The sequence below is a fragment of the Vibrio sp. 10N.222.46.A1 genome, from assembly GCF_041473595.1.
In the GTDB taxonomy this organism is placed as follows: domain Bacteria; phylum Pseudomonadota; class Gammaproteobacteria; order Enterobacterales; family Vibrionaceae; genus Vibrio; species Vibrio tasmaniensis_A.
This window is the reverse complement of the sequence record NZ_JBFRSN010000038.1, coordinates 1-19,163: the sequence shown is the minus strand read 5'-3', so window position 1 is coordinate 19,163 and position 19,163 is coordinate 1. Positions and strand designations below refer to the sequence as shown.

Annotated in this window: 14 protein-coding genes; 7 read left to right on the top strand and 7 right to left on the bottom strand. The window is 44.1% G+C overall.

Annotated elements, in window-relative coordinates:
* The coding region (locus tag AB4496_RS01645; protein ID WP_372130519.1) for an amylo-alpha-1,6-glucosidase at positions 1-2,741 on the top strand (2,741 nt) is incomplete at its 5' end.
* Between the two features lie 116 nt (positions 2,742-2,857).
* Here the strand turns inward: AB4496_RS01645 and AB4496_RS01640 are convergent.
* The 3 genes from AB4496_RS01640 to AB4496_RS01630 form a co-directional block, all read right to left on the bottom strand.
* On the bottom strand, positions 2,858-3,685 hold the full coding sequence (locus AB4496_RS01640; protein ID WP_009845867.1) for an alpha/beta hydrolase: 828 nt from the start codon (positions 3,683-3,685) through the stop codon (positions 2,858-2,860).
* 173 nt (positions 3,686-3,858) lie between these two features.
* Positions 3,859-4,740 carry a MalM family protein gene (locus tag AB4496_RS01635; RefSeq protein WP_009845868.1) on the bottom strand — a complete coding sequence of 294 codons (882 nt, stop codon included), beginning with the start codon at positions 4,738-4,740 and terminating at the stop codon, positions 3,859-3,861.
* A gap of 78 nt (positions 4,741-4,818) precedes the next feature.
* A complete protein-coding gene (locus AB4496_RS01630) occupies positions 4,819-6,222 on the bottom strand; it encodes a carbohydrate porin (protein ID WP_009845869.1) in 1,404 nt (467 codons plus the stop codon).
* A gap of 432 nt (positions 6,223-6,654) precedes the next feature.
* Between AB4496_RS01630 and glgX the strand changes: the two genes are divergently transcribed.
* The 3 genes from glgX (at position 6,655) to AB4496_RS01615 (ending at position 11,532) form a co-directional block, all read left to right on the top strand.
* Positions 6,655-8,628, top strand: a complete 1,974-nt coding sequence (gene glgX / locus AB4496_RS01625) for a glycogen debranching protein GlgX (RefSeq protein WP_009845870.1) — start codon at positions 6,655-6,657, stop codon at positions 8,626-8,628.
* Between the two features lie 264 nt (positions 8,629-8,892).
* Positions 8,893-10,635, top strand: coding sequence for a diguanylate cyclase domain-containing protein (locus AB4496_RS01620; RefSeq protein WP_009845871.1), 1,743 nt, complete (start codon positions 8,893-8,895; stop codon positions 10,633-10,635).
* 153 nt (positions 10,636-10,788) lie between these two features.
* Entirely contained in the window at positions 10,789-11,532 is a 744-nt protein-coding gene (locus tag AB4496_RS01615) for a tRNA (adenine(22)-N(1))-methyltransferase TrmK (protein WP_009845872.1), read from the top strand.
* A 149-nt stretch (positions 11,533-11,681) separates the two neighbouring features.
* On the opposite strand, the gene AB4496_RS01610 is transcribed toward AB4496_RS01615, so the two are convergent.
* On the bottom strand, positions 11,682-12,626 hold the full coding sequence (locus tag AB4496_RS01610; RefSeq protein WP_009845873.1) for an acyltransferase: 945 nt from the start codon (positions 12,624-12,626) through the stop codon (positions 11,682-11,684).
* A gap of 341 nt (positions 12,627-12,967) precedes the next feature.
* Between AB4496_RS01610 and AB4496_RS01605 the strand changes: the two genes are divergently transcribed.
* From AB4496_RS01605 to AB4496_RS01595, 3 genes are all read left to right on the top strand, one after another.
* Positions 12,968-13,771 carry a ferredoxin--NADP reductase gene (locus tag AB4496_RS01605; RefSeq protein ID WP_102258296.1) on the top strand — a complete coding sequence of 268 codons (804 nt, stop codon included), beginning with the start codon at positions 12,968-12,970 and terminating at the stop codon, positions 13,769-13,771.
* Positions 13,772-13,833: 62 nt separating this feature from the next.
* Positions 13,834-14,166, top strand: a complete 333-nt coding sequence (locus tag AB4496_RS01600) for a DUF1971 domain-containing protein (RefSeq protein ID WP_102258295.1) — start codon at positions 13,834-13,836, stop codon at positions 14,164-14,166.
* Positions 14,167-14,388: 222 nt separating this feature from the next.
* Complete coding sequence (locus AB4496_RS01595; RefSeq protein WP_102258294.1) at positions 14,389-15,381, top strand: 2-hydroxyacid dehydrogenase; 993 nt, start codon at positions 14,389-14,391, stop codon at positions 15,379-15,381.
* A gap of 118 nt (positions 15,382-15,499) precedes the next feature.
* Here AB4496_RS01595 and AB4496_RS01590 read toward each other — a convergent pair whose 3' ends face one another.
* The 3 genes from AB4496_RS01590 to AB4496_RS01580 all read right to left on the bottom strand — a co-directional run.
* A complete protein-coding gene (locus AB4496_RS01590) occupies positions 15,500-16,372 on the bottom strand; it encodes a patatin family protein (protein ID WP_102258293.1) in 873 nt (290 codons plus the stop codon).
* Positions 16,373-16,602: 230 nt separating this feature from the next.
* Positions 16,603-18,054: a catalase gene (locus AB4496_RS01585; protein WP_017102305.1), complete on the bottom strand. Its 1,452-nt coding sequence runs from the start codon at positions 18,052-18,054 to the stop codon at positions 16,603-16,605.
* 201 nt (positions 18,055-18,255) lie between these two features.
* Positions 18,256-19,163: glycerate kinase (locus AB4496_RS01580; RefSeq protein ID WP_372130518.1), on the bottom strand; the 908-nt coding region annotated here is incomplete at its 5' end.

Here is a 19,163-nt window from a genome sequence, read left to right as displayed (position 1 = left end):
ACTTATGCTTATCTACCGACCTTTATCGCTTCAAAATTTCGGATTCAGATGGCACCAAGCAATGGACGCTTTCAGGGCATGAAAGTGAAGCCACACTCTGCGAATTAGAACAAGCGATGCCTCTTATCAACACACAAGGTATTGGCAATGATCTGCTGCTCTCTCCCGCTGTCGCTGGTCAATACTCCTTGAAGGTGCAATTTGGATCTTCGACGCCAACGATCACCGTAACCAAGGGGGAATACAATGATCTATCAACACCTCAACGTGAGCCTATTGATACTCACCTGATTGAGGCTGATATTGAGGTTGAGGAGTCGCAGCCTCACTGGCAACACCCTGATTTTGCGATTCCACATGACCAACTATTCCAGCAGCTCACCATCTCAGAGACACAGTCATTTCCGTTTGTGTTCGGGGATAATGTCGATGGTTACTATCATGGAGCAACCTATAGCTATGTAAACGGTGGCAAATATCGTCACCACCAAGGTTGGATACTGGGAACCTTCGCTAGCTATATCGACGGCAAGTTCAATAATAAGTTAGAAGCTGAACGTGCCAGCCTGACGCCTTATGGTATTGAACATCATTATGATCATAGCCGAGAGTCGTTGAGCCTGGTTCAAGGTTCCAGACTTGTATCACTCACTGTGTCGTCAAACAAACCGAGTGCTTTAAGCCTAATTCCAGAACTCAACATACCGACCACTCACTCTAAAGTTCATACTTCAGACTCAAATATCGTCATAGAACTCAGCCCTCAAGTTTGCCCAGACGGCTGCCCAAGGTTTGTCGCCATCGCAAGCAATCATGCTGTACATGCACGAGAGATCTCGCTAGACGCTCACCCTGAACTTCGCGACCTAGTTCAGCTCTCAGAGAGCAACGCAAAACTCATGCTCACGACGTCAGATAACCAAACTGAACTCATCGTCTACCTCGGCTTTGCTGAAACCCTTAAAGCCGCTAGTTCATTGGTGAATCAAGCGGTCAAAAATAACGAACACGTTCTTCACCAACAGCGGATTTATGAGTTCTTAACCAATAATTATTTGTGGACCAACGACCTTGAATACAACCAAGCGGTTATGTGGTCGCGCCTTGCAAGCCGAACCTTTGTTAGCCATGAATTTGGCACGGGCATTTGGGCTGGATTACCTTGGTTCAAGGACTGTTGGGGCCGTGACACCTTTATCGCTTTGTCGGGCACAAGCTTGGTTAATGGGCTGTTTAGTGAAGCAAAAGAGATCATTGAAAACTTTGCGTCCATGCAGATGCTCGACGAAAATTCCACAAATTACGGCCGAATCCCGAATCGAGTGACGAGTAAAACGAACATCATTTATAACACCACCGATGGTACTCCTTGGATGATTCGTGAAGCCCTTGAGTACATCAACTACTCTGGCGATGTGGCGTTCGCTAAGGCCATTTATCCCACTCTCAAGCGTTTCATCACGGGTGTCGAAAAACATTACTTGAATAAAGATAGCTTGAGTAAAGATGGCTTGAATGAAGATTATTCGAATAAAGACAGTCTGATGGCACATCGCCACCCTGATACGTGGATGGATGCAAAAATTGATGGGATGACACCTTGGTCTCCTCGCGGGCCTAAAGCCAATGACATCCAAGCTTTGTGGTTTGAAAGCTTAAACTGCGCTATTCAACTCGCTATTCTGGTGGGCGACTCTGAATCAGAAAAGAGCTGGACAATCCAAGCAGGAAAAGTGAAAGAGAGTTTCGCCACTAAATTTTGGGATGATAAAAACCATCGCCTAGCCGACCATTTATCGCAAGGTGATGTGCCTGATTATAGCGTGCGTCCGAATCAGTTGATGACGATTTCAATTCCTCAGAAAAGTCCGCTGAATCAGAATGAAAGAGAGCAATACATCGTCAAGAACGCGGTAGAAACGCTATTGTTCCCATGGGGGATCTGCTCCTTACAACAAGAGCATGTCGATTTTCATCCTTATCACGACAATCAAGCTATGTACCACAAGGACGCGGCTTATCACAACGGGACGATCTGGGGGTGGAATGCGGGCTTTACTATTACGGCGCTCAACAAGTTTAAGCAGCAAGATCTCAGTTACCAGCTATCCAAAAACTTGGCAAAACAGATCCTTACACAAGGCTGTAGAGGGACAATGAGTGAAAATTTGGATGCTTTCCAAGAAAGTGACCGCGACCTTGTAGAATCAGGAACGTTTGCTCAAGCCTGGTCTGTTTCAGAATACGCTCGTAACGCGCAACAGGACTATTTGGGATATTGCCCACGCTTATTGGACAATCAGATACACCTAACACCAAATTTCCCAAGTTGTTGGAGCGAATTAGTGGCTTCGTTGCCTTTTGGTCAAGGAAACCAGCTACGACTGTCATTTGAATCTAAAAATGGGATTTCTCATTACAAGATTCAGTCAAATCTAGAAGATACGGTAAGTCCCGAAATCACATTGGTGCTTACGCTAGACATAAACCATGAGTCTGTTGCCGTAATCTCGACACCATTAACACAATCGTTGGAGATCATGATCGACAGTCACCAACAACAGGTCACGGTCAACGACAAACAAGCGCAGTTTGAGATTCAACCAAAGCCAAATAACGCCATCTTATGCGACTTACAAATTGCCAAGCCCGACTTTGCAAGGCAACACAACAGTTTGATGAGCAAGGACTACTTGTTGAACAAGCGCAATAAGCAAAAATTGTCAGCAGCCAAGGACTAGCTTTGCTGATACTAAGCCTATCGCTTTATAGACGTATAAAGTGATACGGTTATAAAGCGATAAAAAAGCAGGCCTAATACACCGTTTACGAAGACAAAACGGAGTTAGGCCTTCTTTTATTGTCTAAAAATAAAGTCGATAAAATTCGGGAATCGCAACGACCAAGCCAGTTCATTGTGTTGATGACCTTGTCCTTCTTGATAAAACAGCGTCACGTTCGGCTTTTGAGTGAGTAACGTGTTCATTGCCCTTGAACCACTCAGATAAACGTCAGCAAAATCTACGCTTGCCTCTTCACGAGCTTCATTCGTTCCCATATCCATATATATTTTCATTGGAGACAGAAAGTTAAACTCTTTCATATACTCGAAGTATGAGGATTTATTGAACCAAAACGCCGGAGAGAAGACCCCAAGCACGCCAAAAGTATTCTGGTACAGTGAGCCACCATATAAGCTAATTAGCCCGCCCATTGAACTGCCAGCAAGGTACGTAAACTCTCGGTTCGGCTTTGTTCTGTATGTTTGGTCGATATAAGGCTTCAATGTATGACAGATAAACGCTATATACTCGTCCCCTTCACCACCAAATTTAAGTAGCTCATCACCAACTCCCAACTCTTTTATCTCTTGGTTAGCGCGCCAAGGCGAATACTCATTGTAACGCTCCATGCCATCAAGCTCATGACTGCTGTCGATAGCGACAACAATTAACCCGGATAACTTACCGAGCCTTTGCATCTCATCGAGTGTCGTTTGTGCATCCCAACACATCCCATACGTCGCTGTAGACTTCTCAAAGACATTCTGCCCATCATGCATGTATAAGACAGGATAAGCGTGCTCTGCTTGGTGATACCCCGCAGGAAGGTAAATGCGGAGCGTTCGAGTTCGATTCAACTGTGGAATAAAGAACTCATCGATAATAATCAATTCAGATTGCATAACGACCTCTAAACTTGAAGTGTCTATAAATTCAGATATAAAAAACGCCCCTTTAAAGGAGCGTTCTATCTCTATTTCTATCTCTAAGCGACTAAGATACTGGGCTGCTAAGCCATTAAGCCTACTAATCTATTAAGTTATTAAGTTATTAAGCTAACTAATAAGCTAATAAGCTATTTTGCGTTGACGGCTCGCACAAAAGCTTCTTGTGCACCTTCAACATTAAGCGCCTTCGCTTCATCTAACAAACCTAAAGCTTTCGGTACATCACCTGACTTCACCGCATTTTGTATAGCAGACAAATAGAAGTCTTTTGTCTCTTGCTGCACACGTATCTGCGTGTCTGCTTTCTTCGGTACAACAGCTGTTGCAGTCGCTGCCATAGCGGCAGGGGCAGCAACGACTGGCGCTACGGCAGGTTTAGCACGGTAAGGGCGAAGTTTTAAAGTTTTAATTTCTAACTCTAAACGACCACCTAATTGATTGGTGTATACCGGATCGGTGACCATAGGCATCACCTCACCAAATTCTTTTGCTCGCACCTTTGCTGGGTGATCAACTTTCACCTTATTGCCAAGCTCATCAGCAGGCGTGTAGATAACAATATAAGGTGTCTTACTCGCATCAATACGCAAGCGCTCAATGTAACTCGTGCGAGTAAAAGCGTCGGATGCCTGAACCTTAAAGTCTTCAAACTTCAATGTTTGCACTGGCTTAAAGTTTTCATCTAGAAGCATGGCTTCTGGAGCAAAAACTGAATCATCGATCATTAAGCTCGATAGCTTAACGACCATCTCCCCTGAGCGCTCGCTGAACTTGAACGCTGCAAAGTGGCTATTACCTGTTGTAAATGTACCGACAGGTGATCCCAAGTCGATATCAAACTTTAAATCTTCATTATCATTCAATTGTGCGTATGGGTACTGCGAAAAATCGCTGCAGCATACTTCTGCATTAGTGGGTGCATCGAGTTTAGTTTGAACCTGAGCATCGGAAGCACAACCGCTTAGCAAGGCACCTAGTACCACGGCTAACATAGAGCTTTTATTTGTCATTGTAATCTCTCTCACTATTGGTTGTTGTTGGGGGAAACGGAAAAAGGCAGCCAATGGCTGCCTTATACTTTAAACGGTTTAGAACCAAATTTCAGTGTGTACACCGAATACAAATTCGTCTTTACCGTTATCGATACCAATTTGTTTAGCACTTGCTTCATCATCAGCTTTAATGTAGCTAATGTAAGGCTTAACTTGTGGACGACCGAAGTAGTCAGAGTTCGCTGTAAATGCAGTTGCAATTTCTAGGTTAAGAATATCGCTCTCTACAGCATCACCAGTACGATTCCAGTAACCTTCATCACCTTCTTCATGTGCATAAGAAGCCGTAGCTTCTAAGCGAATGTTGTCGTTCAGTTTGTAAGAAGGACGAGCAGCAACCATGTAACGAGTCAAACCGTCAGCACCAAACAATTGGTCAAGAGCTGTAAAGTACACTGCTTCCGTACCTAACTGCCATTTTTCAGAGATGTTAAGCACACCGTAAGAAGTCAAGAATAGTGATTCTTCTTTATCACCGCCACCAGACCAACCACCGAAGTTAACACCACGGTTTTTCATTACGCCAGAGCCGTAAGCAATTACGTTTTGAGTCCAACCGTCTAGGCCATAGTAACTTGTATTAAGCGTTACAGCTGCACCGATACCGTCTTCGTTCTCACCGCCATTAATGTTTTGCTGACCATATTTAAAGTCAAAGTCTAGGCTGCCGATACCCGCATCCACGCCGTAGTAGTACAAGTCAATAGAAGAGAGTGTCTGTCTTTCTTTTGCACCATCTTTCTTCACTTTACATTCATTCGGGTTTGTCGATGTAGTACCATCTTTTTGCTTACAGTCTATCGCGTAAGAATCTGCAGAACCTGCATCAGGATCAGCCATCACATAAGCGATACCAGCAGTATGTCCTGCAAGCTTAGTTTGAATACCTGCACCAATACCAGATGATTGTTTCCAAAACTCACCAGATAAAAGGCCAGCTGCACGGTTTAGGTAACGTTGACCACCCCAAATAGAAGTGTCTTCACCTAAAATGCCGCCGAGCTCAACAAAAGCTTCTTTTACTTCGAACTGAGAATCATCATTCTTCTTTTGTCCGCCTTCAGAAGAATAAGCGTATGAGTTACCGTTACCATATTCAGTACGAAGAACGTAGTCGGCCCACACACCATTTTGGTACTCAGAGTGCTTCTTAATTACAAATTCAACTTGGTTAGTACTCTTACCGTGAGTACCCGCTGTTTTGTAATCTGGCTTACCGAATTCAGTGTCTACTGTTTTACCATCTACAACACGAACGTTAGAAGACATGTAACCGTGAACTTCCCAGCCGTCAGTGATAACGTCAGTAGGGTTTTTCACCTCTACTTCCATTGAAGAGTCACCACTTGTTACATCAAGTGCAACGTCATTTTCTGCGAACGCTGAACCAGCGACAAGTGCAGAAGCCACTGCAGCAGCAATCAAACTTACTTTTTTCATTCTTAACTCCATTAAGGACGATTTATTTTAGGTTTTATATTTTTGCTCTCTTGCGACAACCAAAGGCAGTAATGGCGGGCGTAAGATAGAGAGGTTTAGGGTTTCCCCTGATTCGTTTCAACGGAGCCAATATTAAGAGGGGATGACAAGTTTGACTTCCTCCACCCCGAACTAAATTAAGGGGGATGAGAAGGGAGTAGAGTTTATACAGAATGGTATTTTAAAGGGTTGGATCACTTAATCTAGGAGGAGTAGACAGCACACAGATCTAATTATTCAGCATAAGTGAGATCTACTTCAAATATATAATTTGAACTTCATCGATGAATTATTTTTCAACAAAATTTATTCTATGAAGTTGCTTGACCTTAATGGGACAAAGCCTTTTACTAATAGTTCACTGATGTTGATAAACGAACAAGAAATCAAGCAATGACTAGAACGCTCGCTCGCCCTTATCCACTAGGCGCAACGCTAGGTAACACTGGCTGTAACTTCTCAATTTATTCCCCTGACTGTAAATCCCTTTCTCTCGCTCTTTTTGACGAGAACGATGAGTTCACCACTTATAAATTGGAAAATGAATACGCTGATATCAGATATGTATTTGTTGATGGTATTAAAGCGGGACAAAAATACGGTTTCATTGCTGAAACTGATAATGGCCCGATCTTACTTTCCGACCCTTACGCTAAAGCAATAAGCGAACCGCTCGATTACGCAACGCCATATACCAATGAAAAAAGCTTTTCGATGGCGAAGTGTCTCGTAGTTGATGACACGTTCGATTGGCAAGATGTCGAAAAGCCGCGTATTAGCCGCGAAGAGACCGTTCTTTTCGAAACCCATGTTAAAGGCCTATCTCAACTTCACCCAGAAGTCGCGACCAATACAAAAGGCCGTTATTTGGGGTTAGTTAGTCCCGAAATGCTTGCATTCTATAAACAGCAAAACATCAATTCTCTACAACTTTTACCCATTGCTGCATGTATGCATGAACCCCACCTATTGGATATGGGGAAAGTGAATTACTGGGGTTACAATCCATATTTGTTTATGGTGCCAGACCCACGCTACGCAGAGAAAGACGCCGTAAGTGAACTCAAAACCGCGATTCGAGAACTGCACCGCAACGGTATCGAAGTCATTCTTGATGTCGTCTACAACCACACTGCAGAAGGCGGTGAAGGTGGTACAACCTTCAACCTAAAAGCACTGGATAGCCGCTACTACATTAAGCATGGCTGTCATTACGCGAACTTCACCGGTTGTGGCAATACGGTCGACCTCACCCACCAACCAGCACTGAACTTAGTCATGGATACACTGCGCTACTGGGTTAGTGAGTTCCAAGTCGACGGCTTCCGTTTTGATTTGGCAGCAACACTGGGGCGCGAAGGCGATAACTACAATCCTGAGGCTGCTTTCTTCAAAGCCGTTGCCCAAGATCCGGTATTGAAAGAAACCAAGTTAATAGCAGAACCATGGGACATCGGGCCAAATGGCTACCAAGTTGGCAATTTTCCGTTGGGGTGGAATGAGTGTAACGATAAGCTGCGAGATATCACTCGTAGCTTCTGGCGTGGCGACCAAGGCTACTTGAAAGAGTTTGCGACTCGCTTAATGGGCTCTCGTGACATCTACAGTGCCGCACACTGGCCGTACAAATTAACCGTCAACTACATCACTTATCATGATGGTTTCACCATGCAAGATCTTGTTTCTTATAAACATAAGCACAATGAAGAAAATGGTGAGAGCAACCGCGATGGACACGGTGATAATCGCTCTGAAAACTATGGTGTTGAAGGCAACACAGAAAACCTTTTAGTTATCGCAACACGTGAAAAGCAAAAACGTAACTTCATGGCAAGCCTGTTATTTGCATTCGGTATTCCGCATATTTTGACGGCCGATGTGTTATCTCATACTCAAAAGGGTAACAACAACGCGTACTGCCAAGACGGGGTCACCAGCTGGCTCAACTGGGAAGATTCCGAGCGTAAGACTTACTTCAAGGCTTGGTTATCTGAGATGATCTCCGCACGTCAGCAATACATGGTGCCGTTTATCAAAGCGTTCAGTGGCGATAAACGTAACTCTAACCGTATATTCTGGAGCCGTGTTGATGGCACAATCATGGAACATGATGATTGGAACCGTTTAAGCTCCGTAGCCTTGCATTTAGGCATCGGCAAAGATGGCGACGAGTTGATTTATCTGATCAACCAAACCAACGCTCCTGCTCGATTTTCTTTACCGAGTGACCGTCAGCAAGACTGGGTCACCATCTGTGATACCAACTTGCGAAACGTGAAACCGGGTCATGCCGAAGGTGAAATGCTGTTATCTCCCGTTTCAATGGCAATTTTGCACTATTCGCCAAACAAGACTGATTCGGTTTAGGTTTAGGTTTAGGTTAAAAGCCAGACCAGCTTAATAGAACGCGCGAAGCCATAGAAGCCAGTTATATTTATGACTGGCTTTTTTATTAGCTGAACGTCACAAACTCAATTTTTTATATGGAACATTTTGCATTGATGTGATTACGAAAACTGTTTAGTATGGCCGTACTATAAAAATGAATCTATAACGTCTTTGGATATCATGGCTTTACCTAAAACATTAATTCGGCTTTTTAAACCATACATTATTTTATTAACTGGAGGGATGCTCTATCTTGCTGCAGCTCAACTTGAAAAAGTAGAAACGACAGCAAAAGAACAATCACTATCAAATATTCGTATCGCAAGTTCCATCATCAATTCCAACATCGAAGCCACATTCGGCAAACTCTATTTTTTGGAAACCAGTTTAAGCTTATCTACATCAGGCCCCGTCGGTGAACAAAAATTCAGGGACATCAGTGACAATATTCTTAAGAGAACACCTAACTTCTCCGATATTGTTCAATACCAGCCTCAATCCCAACAATATATTTCAACTCGTGGCCTGCCTCTTTCTAATGAGCAGATCAATGCCATCCAGTGGAATCCAATTGATAGTGTTGTAGAAGGTTTTTACATCTCTTCTATCTATCAAAAACCCGATGGTCGTTGGGTTTTCGCGATCAAACACACGACGGAAAAGTTGAACAAAGAAATATGGATTGAGTTTGACCTTTTGCATACCACACAAGGCCTGAGAGACTTAAAGACATTAGACCGTGGCTATGTATTTGTGGTTGATAGAGCAACCGAACGACTGGTTTTCCATCCTGACCCGAAACGCATTGGCTCCAAATCCATCAGCTATCATGCCGGCATCAGCCACCAACTCTCTCAAGGTGAGACCGTCGGCCAACACGAATACTACTATCAAGATAATTTCAAAATAACGGTATTTGATGCTGACAACAGCTTAAACTGGGTATTCGTCTCGGGCACTGATCGTCACGACATACTCACCAGCTCACACCAATTTACGCTAACTGGCGTGGTACTCGGGTCACTGCTTCTATTATGGATTGGCGCACACTACCTAGCTCACCGCTTGAACATGTCGTTATCTCAACTGAATAAAGTTGATGATCTCGCCAGCTTTAAACGAGAGTTAAAAGCCATATTCAATAGCTTTACCTATCAAAAAGGCATTCAATTCTGCCTTTATCAAGCAGAGAGCCATTCATTCAGTACCATCGATTATCATGGAAACAAATCAACGCTACATACTGACAAAGCCCTTGCTGAGCGATTTGCTCCCGAGACCATGGCTTATCGAAGCAGCAAATACGCAGATCCATTGGCACGTAAACTCAAAATACTCCAACGCCACTACTGTATCCCTTTGCACTCTCGTAACCAGCTAATCGCGGTGATTTACGTCAATGCGCCCTTGCCGATCAGTCAAAGTATTTTACGCATGATCAAAGATTACACGGAAGTCTCGTTGTCTAACTTACTGCTCCACCATCAATTGAGCAGTAAAGATCTCATGACTCAGTTAGACAACAAAAGTAGTTTTAACATCGCGATCGACAACTACGCATGCGAACCCGATACCTATGTAGCTCTGCTCGATATCGATAACTTTGACCACGTAAATCGAGCTTACGGTGAAGCGATTGGCGACAAGATGATAAAGCTTGCCGGAGAAGCGATGCGTTCTTACTTTCCTAAGCCAAAAGGGCTTTGCCTTGCTCGAGTCGGGGACAAGGAGTTCGCCGTTTTATTCAAAGCGAATGATGCGAAGGATGCCAAGCACCAATTGGAACAATGTCGAGTCAGCATCGCCGAGAAAACCATAGTCACTCCGGATATCACATTGTCACTCAGTATCAGCGTCGGGTTTTCGCAAATAGACGGCGAAACAGACTCTGCTTTAGCCCTTGCGGAACAAGCAAAGCTTATCGCACTACAACTTGGAAAGAATCGAGTAGAAGGTCACATTAGAGGCGTAGCCAAAGCGTCGTAGACATTAGCTAACACGCTCGTATCACACCGATTGGTACGATACCGATAACAAAAAAGCACCTAGGATTAATCCCCTAGGTGCTTTTGTTTTTATGGAAAGTCTTTACAATGCGCGTTCGATACAACAATACCCTTTTTTAACGATACGAGCCTTATGAAGCTAAGTAACCGACTGCAAACTCTCCACTCCCTTGTCAGTAATGACTACCAACATATTTGGGACTGTTGTTGTGATCACGGCTTCTTGGGTGTTCAGCTATTATCTGACCACAAAGCACCGCAGATTCATTTTGTCGATATTGTCCCTTCTCTGATGAATGAACTGGAGGGCAAGCTAACGCGTTACTTTCCCCAAGATAATTCAGACCAACAAGCGATGACCAGCCAATGGCAAGTCTACTGCTTGGATGTCGCAGCGATTCCATTGGAAAAGCACACAGGCAGACATCTGGTCATTATTGCGGGTGTGGGAGGCGATCTAACACAAAAGCTCGTCGACGATATTCATTGCAAGCATCCAGACAAAGCGATCGATTTTTTACTTTGCCCGGTTCATCAGCAGTTCGAGCTAAGAAATCATTTAAAGGCGCTCAATTTCGGCCTAATTGATGAAGTGTTAATTGAAGAGAACCGTCGTTACTACGAGATTTTATTGGTCAGCAATAACCAAGGTGAAAGCGACAAAAATCTAGATGAAAGTGGCAATAACCGAACGGTAACTGAGATATCAAGCGTCGGCGACAAGATCTGGACTCCGAACTGTGAACAACAGAAGCAAGTATCACAGCAATACAAAGCCAAAACATTGCAGCACTACTTGCGCATCCATCAAGGACAAGAGAAGCAAGGCAAAACCAGTGAGGTTAAGCACATCATTGAGGCTTACCAAGCGATTTAACTTCCTCACTCTTTGACCATCCTTGTTTTAGCGCTTTAAAACATAGTGAGCGCTGACTGCACTGTTTGAGTAGACAAAGTCCAATCAATAAAAAAGCCGACAGTTCAATGAACTATCGGCTTTTTTGATGCTATCGATTTGGTATGAGCTTACTGTTCTTGTTTCTTATAAGCCACATCAGATTCATCAGTCGTTTCAACCTCACAGGGCGTATCAACCCCATAAACCGTATCAAGATAGTCGTCTTTCTCTTTCCACGTATTATTCAACCAACTGTGGAAACGACGTTTAAACGCTTTATCTTCAAAATAATTACCGTTCACGTTCTCATCCATTGGGTGCAGTTTAATACGCACCACCACCTTGGTCATTTTACCCTTCAGCATGTCTTCAAATGGAGAAGCCTGATTTTCTGGATAAGCCAGAGTGACATCCACAATACCATCCAAGATTGGGCCCATTGCCGATAGAGCGAACGCCACACCGCCGGTTTTTGGCTTGAGTAGATGTCGATAAGGTGTTTTCGCTGTCGCCAGTTTCTCGTGGTTTGCACGAGTCCCTTCCACAAAATTCACCAAGGTTGTCGGTGCCCATTTGAACTTAGTACATGCCTTATTAATTGCCTCGAAATCATCATTGCGACGCTCAGGGTTACGAATCAAAAACTCACGTGAGTGACGTCTCATGAAAGGCATATCCAAGCCCCAACAAGCCAAACCAACAAAAGGAACGTACAGCAATTCATGCTTAAGGAAGAACTTAGTCATTGGCATCTTGTCTTTCAAGATCGAAGACAAGATCACGATATCCGCCCAACTGAGGTGATTCGACATCATCAAGTACCATTGCTTAGTCGAGATGTCTTCCCCGCCCTCAACTTGCCACTCGATATCGTTATTCACATTCAACATCCAAAGGTTAAGCGAAGCCCAACACCAAAATGTGAAATTCGCTAAGCGAGTACATGACTTTTGAACAATAGAGATTGGAAGAATCAGTTTGATGAGGCCAAAAAAGCTCACGGTAAACGCAGTCATTGCGGTATTGATGGTCACGAACAACACGTTCAAGGCCATACGAAGATTATCAAGCATAAAACACGGCTATATTGAGATCGAAAGCCGCCATTATACTCATCTATAAAATATTCTCTTTAGTTATTGGTGAATACATTAAGGGTCAAACCACGGAACTAATTTTGGTCTGTGCCCATAGAGCAACTCATCGTTCTTAATCACAAGGAATCACATCAAAAAACAACAAAGATGTCATTTAGACACAGCAGTACGAAGTCTATTTGACATCATTCAAGTTAATTTTTACCGAACAACTAGTATTGATAAGCATTCTCACTAATGGCATGGTACATGCAACTCCAAAGTGTAAATAGTTGAGTATCCTTAATGAGATAACTTCTCTAAATAAAGGTGATGATATGACAGATATTCCTCATGGCTTAGTAACCGGAAAAGTCGTACACAAGACCGAATGGACAGAGCAACTGTTCTCGCTGCAAGTCAGTGCGCCAGTCTCGCCCTACCAAGCGGGGCAGTTCACTAAGCTGGGGCTACGTAACAGTGAAGGCGAGTTTGTCAGACGTGCTTATTCCATGGTGAATGCGCCAGAGCACGAACAAGGTCATCAACATCTGGAATTTTTGATTATTAAGGATCAGAACGGGCAGCTTTCACCTCAACTTCATGAGTTGAAGGTAGGCGATGACATATTTGTCGGCAAAGACCCAAGTGGGTTCATGACATTAGAGGAGATCCCAGAGATCGCCGACGATCTATGGATGCTTTCAACCGGAACCGCCGTTGGGCCTTTTATCTCAATGCTCGAAAGCATGCAGATACAGCAGCATAACGGCTCTGAATCTGAAAAAGTCACCTCGTTCAAAAACCTTGTACTGGTTCATGCCGTAAGAACAGAGCAAGACCTCACGTATCAAGATCGAATCAATCAACTCGTTAATCACTTCCAAGGGAAACTACAATATGTGCCAATTATTTCTAGAGAATCAGTCACCGGAACTTTGCGCGGACGAATCCCAAGCTTGTTACTTGGAGGCGACCTTGAGCAAACCACGTCTGTCACTTTCAATCAAACCCGCAGTTTTTTCTACCTTTGTGGCAATCCGCAAATGGTTCGCGACACAAGTGAAGCACTAACCAACTTAGGTTTCAAGAAGCACTTACGCCGAAAGCCCGGCCAATTCAGCAGTGAAAACTACTGGTAATCACGGTCACCAATTCAATCAAAGCTAAAGCTTGTATTCAAAATACAGACAAGAGGTTTTATATGAGTCATTTACGTATTCCGTCACACTGGAAAATTCAACGTTCAACGCCATTTTTCACCAAAGACAACATACCGGCTGCATTGCTTAATCACCACAACACCGCAGAAGGTGTATTCGGGCAGATCTGCGTAATGGAAGGCACCGTCACCTTCTATGGTTTTGCCGATGCCGACGCGACAGAACCGGAAAGTGTTATTACGATCCTGGCTGGGCAATTTGCCACAAGTCCACCTCAATATTGGCATCGAGTAGAGCTTAGCGACGACGCACAATTCAACATTAACTTCTGGTCTGAGAAAGAGACTAAGAAGATGTTCAACACCCGAAAGTAAGATCCATTCAATATTGATGAACTTATAAGCAAGCTGCCTCGTACTGTGATTTTTAATGTTCAATAAGTGAAGACAACAGACCAAATAACCATAGTAATTACAATGACTAATGGTGATAGACAAGAGAAAAAAACTCTAGCACACTGGACGAGTTGTTAGCTTTAACCCCATATGAAATCAAAAATGATTGGGGTATTCATTTTTTAGGTAAGAGAGGAAGCCATGCTCAACATTGCTTTTTTTAGCTCAAAATCATACGACGAAAAATCATTTGAACTTGCAAAAGGCGAACTCGACGCCGAGTTCCATTTTCACGATTTTCGCCTCACTACAACAACAGCAAAAATGGCGCACGACAACGAAGTCGTTTGTGCGTTTGTAAACGACGACCTATCGCGAGATGTGCTAGAGATTCTAGCAAAAGGCGGCACTAAGCTGATTGCGATGCGCTGTGCCGGTTTTGATAAAGTCGATTTAGATGCAGCCAAAGAGTTTGGTCTGCAAGTGGTTCGCGTTCCGGCTTATTCTCCAGAATCAGTAGCAGAGCACACAGTCGGCATGATGATGTGTTTGAATCGTAAACTACACAAGGCATACCAACGTACTCGTGATGCGAACTTCTCTCTTGAAGGCTTGGTAGGCTTTAACTTCCACGGTAAAACCGTTGGTGTGATTGGTTCAGGAAAGATTGGCTTAGCGACGATGCGTATTCTGAAAGGTTTAGGCATGAATATCTTGTGCTACGACCCGTACCCAAATCCTTTGGCAAAAGAACTGGGTGCTAAATACGTAGAACTCGACGAGCTTTACCAAGAATCTGACGTGATTTCTTTGCATTGCCCAATGAGTAAAGAGAACTACCACCTGTTGGATGCAACGGCATTTGGCAAAATGAAAGATGGCGTGATGATCGTCAACACCAGTCGTGGTGAACTGCTGGATTCAACTGCTGCAATTGAAGCACTCAAACAAAGCAAAATCGGCGCGCTTGGTCTTGATGTTTACGACAATGAGAAAGAGTTGTTCTTCCAAGACAAATCTAATGATGTGATTGTCGATGACGTATTCCGTCGCCTATCTGCTTGTCACAACGTATTGTTCACTGGTCACCAAGCTTTCTTAACTAAAGATGCGCTGTTCAACATTGCCAATACAACGCTCACCAGTGTTGATGCCTTCTTTACAGGCAACACCAGCGGCAACGAGCTGGTTTAACAACAACTTGAGTTAATAGCAGACTGAGTTAGTAATAGACTCAATCTAGAAATAGAAAGCCACGCTAGTCCTAAGTGAACAGCGTGGCTTCTCGTTTATCCCGCATTCAAAAACAGTTCTAAACGCAGAAATGACAATCTTCGGTATCTAAGCCATAGACACCGTTTCTAATGGCAAGGTGCTCTTCCCCTGCTTTCACACCCATCTCGTAACCTGCATTCAAGACCGTTTGATCCATAGTCAAACGCTTCACTGCGAACGCTTCTGGTGGCGCAATCACCTTGATGGTCGCATCTTTTGGTGGATTACGAATAAACTCCAAAGACTGATTATAGTTTTCGGCACGCACCGCCATCGACTCTGCAATATTAGGGAATTTCTTTAACAGCTTTTTCAGCATCCACTGATACTTCTGCGGCTTCATTCGGTAGCTTAATGGGTGAGAAAGAATCACGGTAATGTCTCGTGCACCACGACGATAGGCTTCGCGAACCGGAATAGAGTCGGCTACACCACCATCGGTATAGCAACCACCAGAGAAGCACGGTGTTTCACGGTAAGCGATAGGTAGAGCTGTTGTTGCTTCAACCACGTTAGAAAGGTTTTCTGGCTTGATGTGATAGTAGTCTGCACTGCCAGTATCGACGTTAGTTACAGCAGCAATTAAAGGAACACTTGAGAACAGCTCACCACAATCCAGTGGATAACGATGGTTAGATTCATCCCACAACCACTTAACGTCGACCAAATTGCCACCTTTAGCAAAGCGAGCAGGGTTGAAGAACGTTTTATCCGTCGCCATGGTAGTAATCACGTTGTAGCTACGCTTCGGAGCTTGAGATAAGTAACCAACCAAATTCGACACACCCGCAGATACGCCAATAGCAAAATCATAAGGACGGAAATCGTCTTGCATAAAAGCGTCCAATACTCCTGCTGCGAAGATGCCTCTCATTGCCCCACCTTCAACGATTAATGCGCTCTTACTCATCTCAAACTCTTCTACTTTATAAACTGATAGCCGTAGGATAATCCGTTACCCTAACTAAATATAATGGGATGAGTTTATTAATTTGATAGGCAAAAACTATCAATAGAAATGGTGCTAATTTTCAAGTAATTGGTACGACTTACATGACTCACCTAATACACAGCATGATCAAAAAAGGCCGTTGAGTGATTCACTCAACGGCCTTTCATTTAACTAATCAAACTTATTGATTACGACTTAAATTCGCTTACATCGATTTCAAGTAGCTTACCAATGCCTTCACCGTAAGCTGGATCGGCTTTGTAACAGTGTCTTAGGTGACGCAGTTGAATCTCTTTAGGCACGCCGCCTAGGTTACGCGCTGTGTTATCAAACAGAATCGCTTGTTTTTCTGGTGTCATTAGACGGAACAGATCACCCGGTTGCGAGAAGTAATCTTCATCTTCGCGGTGATCCCAATGCGCTGCAGCACCATCTAGGCTCAATGCCGGTTCTGCAAAGTCTGGCTGCTCTGCCCATTGGCCTTCGTTGTTTGGCTCATAGCCAAGTGTGCTACCAAAGTTACCATCAACACGCATCGCACCATCACGGTGGTAGCTGTGGACAGGGCAACGAGGTGCGTTTACTGGGATATGCTGATGGTTAACACCCAAACGGTAGCGCTGTGCATCACCGTAAGCAAACAGACGGCCTTGTAACATCTTGTCTGGTGAGAAGCTGATACCCGGAACCACGTTTGCCGGGTTGAATGCAGACTGCTCAACTTCAGCGAAGAAGTTTTGTGGGTTACGGTTCAATTCAAACTCACCCACCTCAATTAATGGGTAATCTGCGTGTGGCCAGATCTTAGTCAGATCGAACGGGTTGTATGGCACTTTCGCTGCGTCCGCTTCTGGCATCACTTGAACTTTCAGTGTCCATTTAGGGAAGTCTTGATTATCAATGCTGTCTAGCAGATCACGTTGATGACTTTCGCGGTCATCGCCGATCACTTGTGCCGCTTCTGCATCAGACAAGTTCTTAATACCTTGCTGAGATTTGAAGTGGAACTTAACCCAGAAACGTTCGTTGTCTGCATTAATAAAGCTGAATGTATGGCTACCAAAACCATGCATATGACGGTAAGTCGCAGGAATACCACGGTCACTCATTACGATGGTGATTTGGTGAAGCGCTTCAGGTAGAGAGGTCCAGAAATCCCAGTTGTTTTTCGCACTGCGCATGTTGGTGCGAGGGTCACGCTTAACCGCATGGTTTAGATCTGGGAACTTGAGAGGATCACGAAGGAAGAATACTGGCGTGTTGTTACCCACCATGTCCCAGTTACCTTCTTCAGTATAAAACTTCAATGCAAAGCCACGGATATCACGCTCAGCATCGGCAGCGCCACGCTCACCCGCCACCGTTGTAAAACGTGCAAACAGGTCGGTCTTTTTGCCTATTTCAGAAAACAGTTTTGCCTTGGTGTATTTGGTAATGTCATGCGTAACAGTAAATGTACCGTAAGCGCCTGAACCTTTCGCGTGCATACGACGCTCTGGAATGACTTCGCGGTCAAAATGCGCCATCTTTTCTAAAAACCAAACATCTTGAAGAAGTTGAGGACCGCGCTTACCCGCAGTTTGAACATTCTGGTTATGAGCAACAGGACAACCCGCAGCTGTAGTTAGTTTTTTACTCATGATCTATTCCTTAAGGTCCAAAGGTGCAGCAATAGTGAGTGCACCTTGATATTTATACTGGCTTCCTTTCAAAAGCCCCTAAAATATTATGGATATAGAATAGACCTCTAATGGTATAAAATATAATCGTTTCTATTTATCGTTGCTATCTATAAAACCTATCGAACCATGATGTTAAGTAACCAATTGTCAAACCTCACTTTATTTCAAGATCGCATGGCCTACTTTCAGAGTCGCAGCGATATTTCTCGCCGTTCTAGTAAGGTTTAGTTCGGCTTCTAGCAGAACTTGGTCAAGTGACTGAGGAGAACGAACCGTACCAAACAAGCTGTTCATTTCACCATAAAGTGCTTCTACTTCTGTTCCCAGTGAGCCAGCAATGCCTATGATCGGAATGCCTTGTAAGCTCGCTCGTTTAGCAATGCCATAAGGCGTTTTGCCTTGCAGAGTTTGGTTGTCCATTTGCCCTTCGCCAGTAATCACCAAGTCGGCACCTTTCAATAGATCATCAGCTTGCAAAACATCGAGCACCATCTCAATGCCGGGTTTAATTTGGATATTGAATAACAAACCAAGCCCCATCGGCGTGCCACCAGCTGCGCCATAACCCACGCGCTTGTAAGCAGGCTCATCGCCACCGACATAACCTTGCGTTTCTGCAACTTGAGAAAAATTCTCAAGCGCCTTATCAAGCATTAAGACTTGTTCAGGTGTCGCTCCTTTTTGCGGACCAAATATATAGCTGGCACCGTTATCGCCACACAATGGGTTATCAACATCACACGCCAAAATCAAATCGACATCAGCGCAGCGCAAATCTACGCCAGTAAGATCAATTGAAGCCAAATCCGCTAGCGCAGCGCCACCTCGGCTGAGCTCTTGCCCTGCACGATCAAGCAATTTACCACCTAACGCTTGTACAATGCCTGCACCACCATCATTGGTCGCACTGCCACCCAAGCCAAGAATAATCGTTTGAGCGCCCTGCTCTATCGCTTCCAAAATCAGCTGCCCTGTTCCAAAAGACGAAGCAATCAAAGGATCACGCTGTTCTGGTTTCAATAAATCCAAGCCAGATGCTGCAGCTATTTCAATCAATGCCGTTTTGT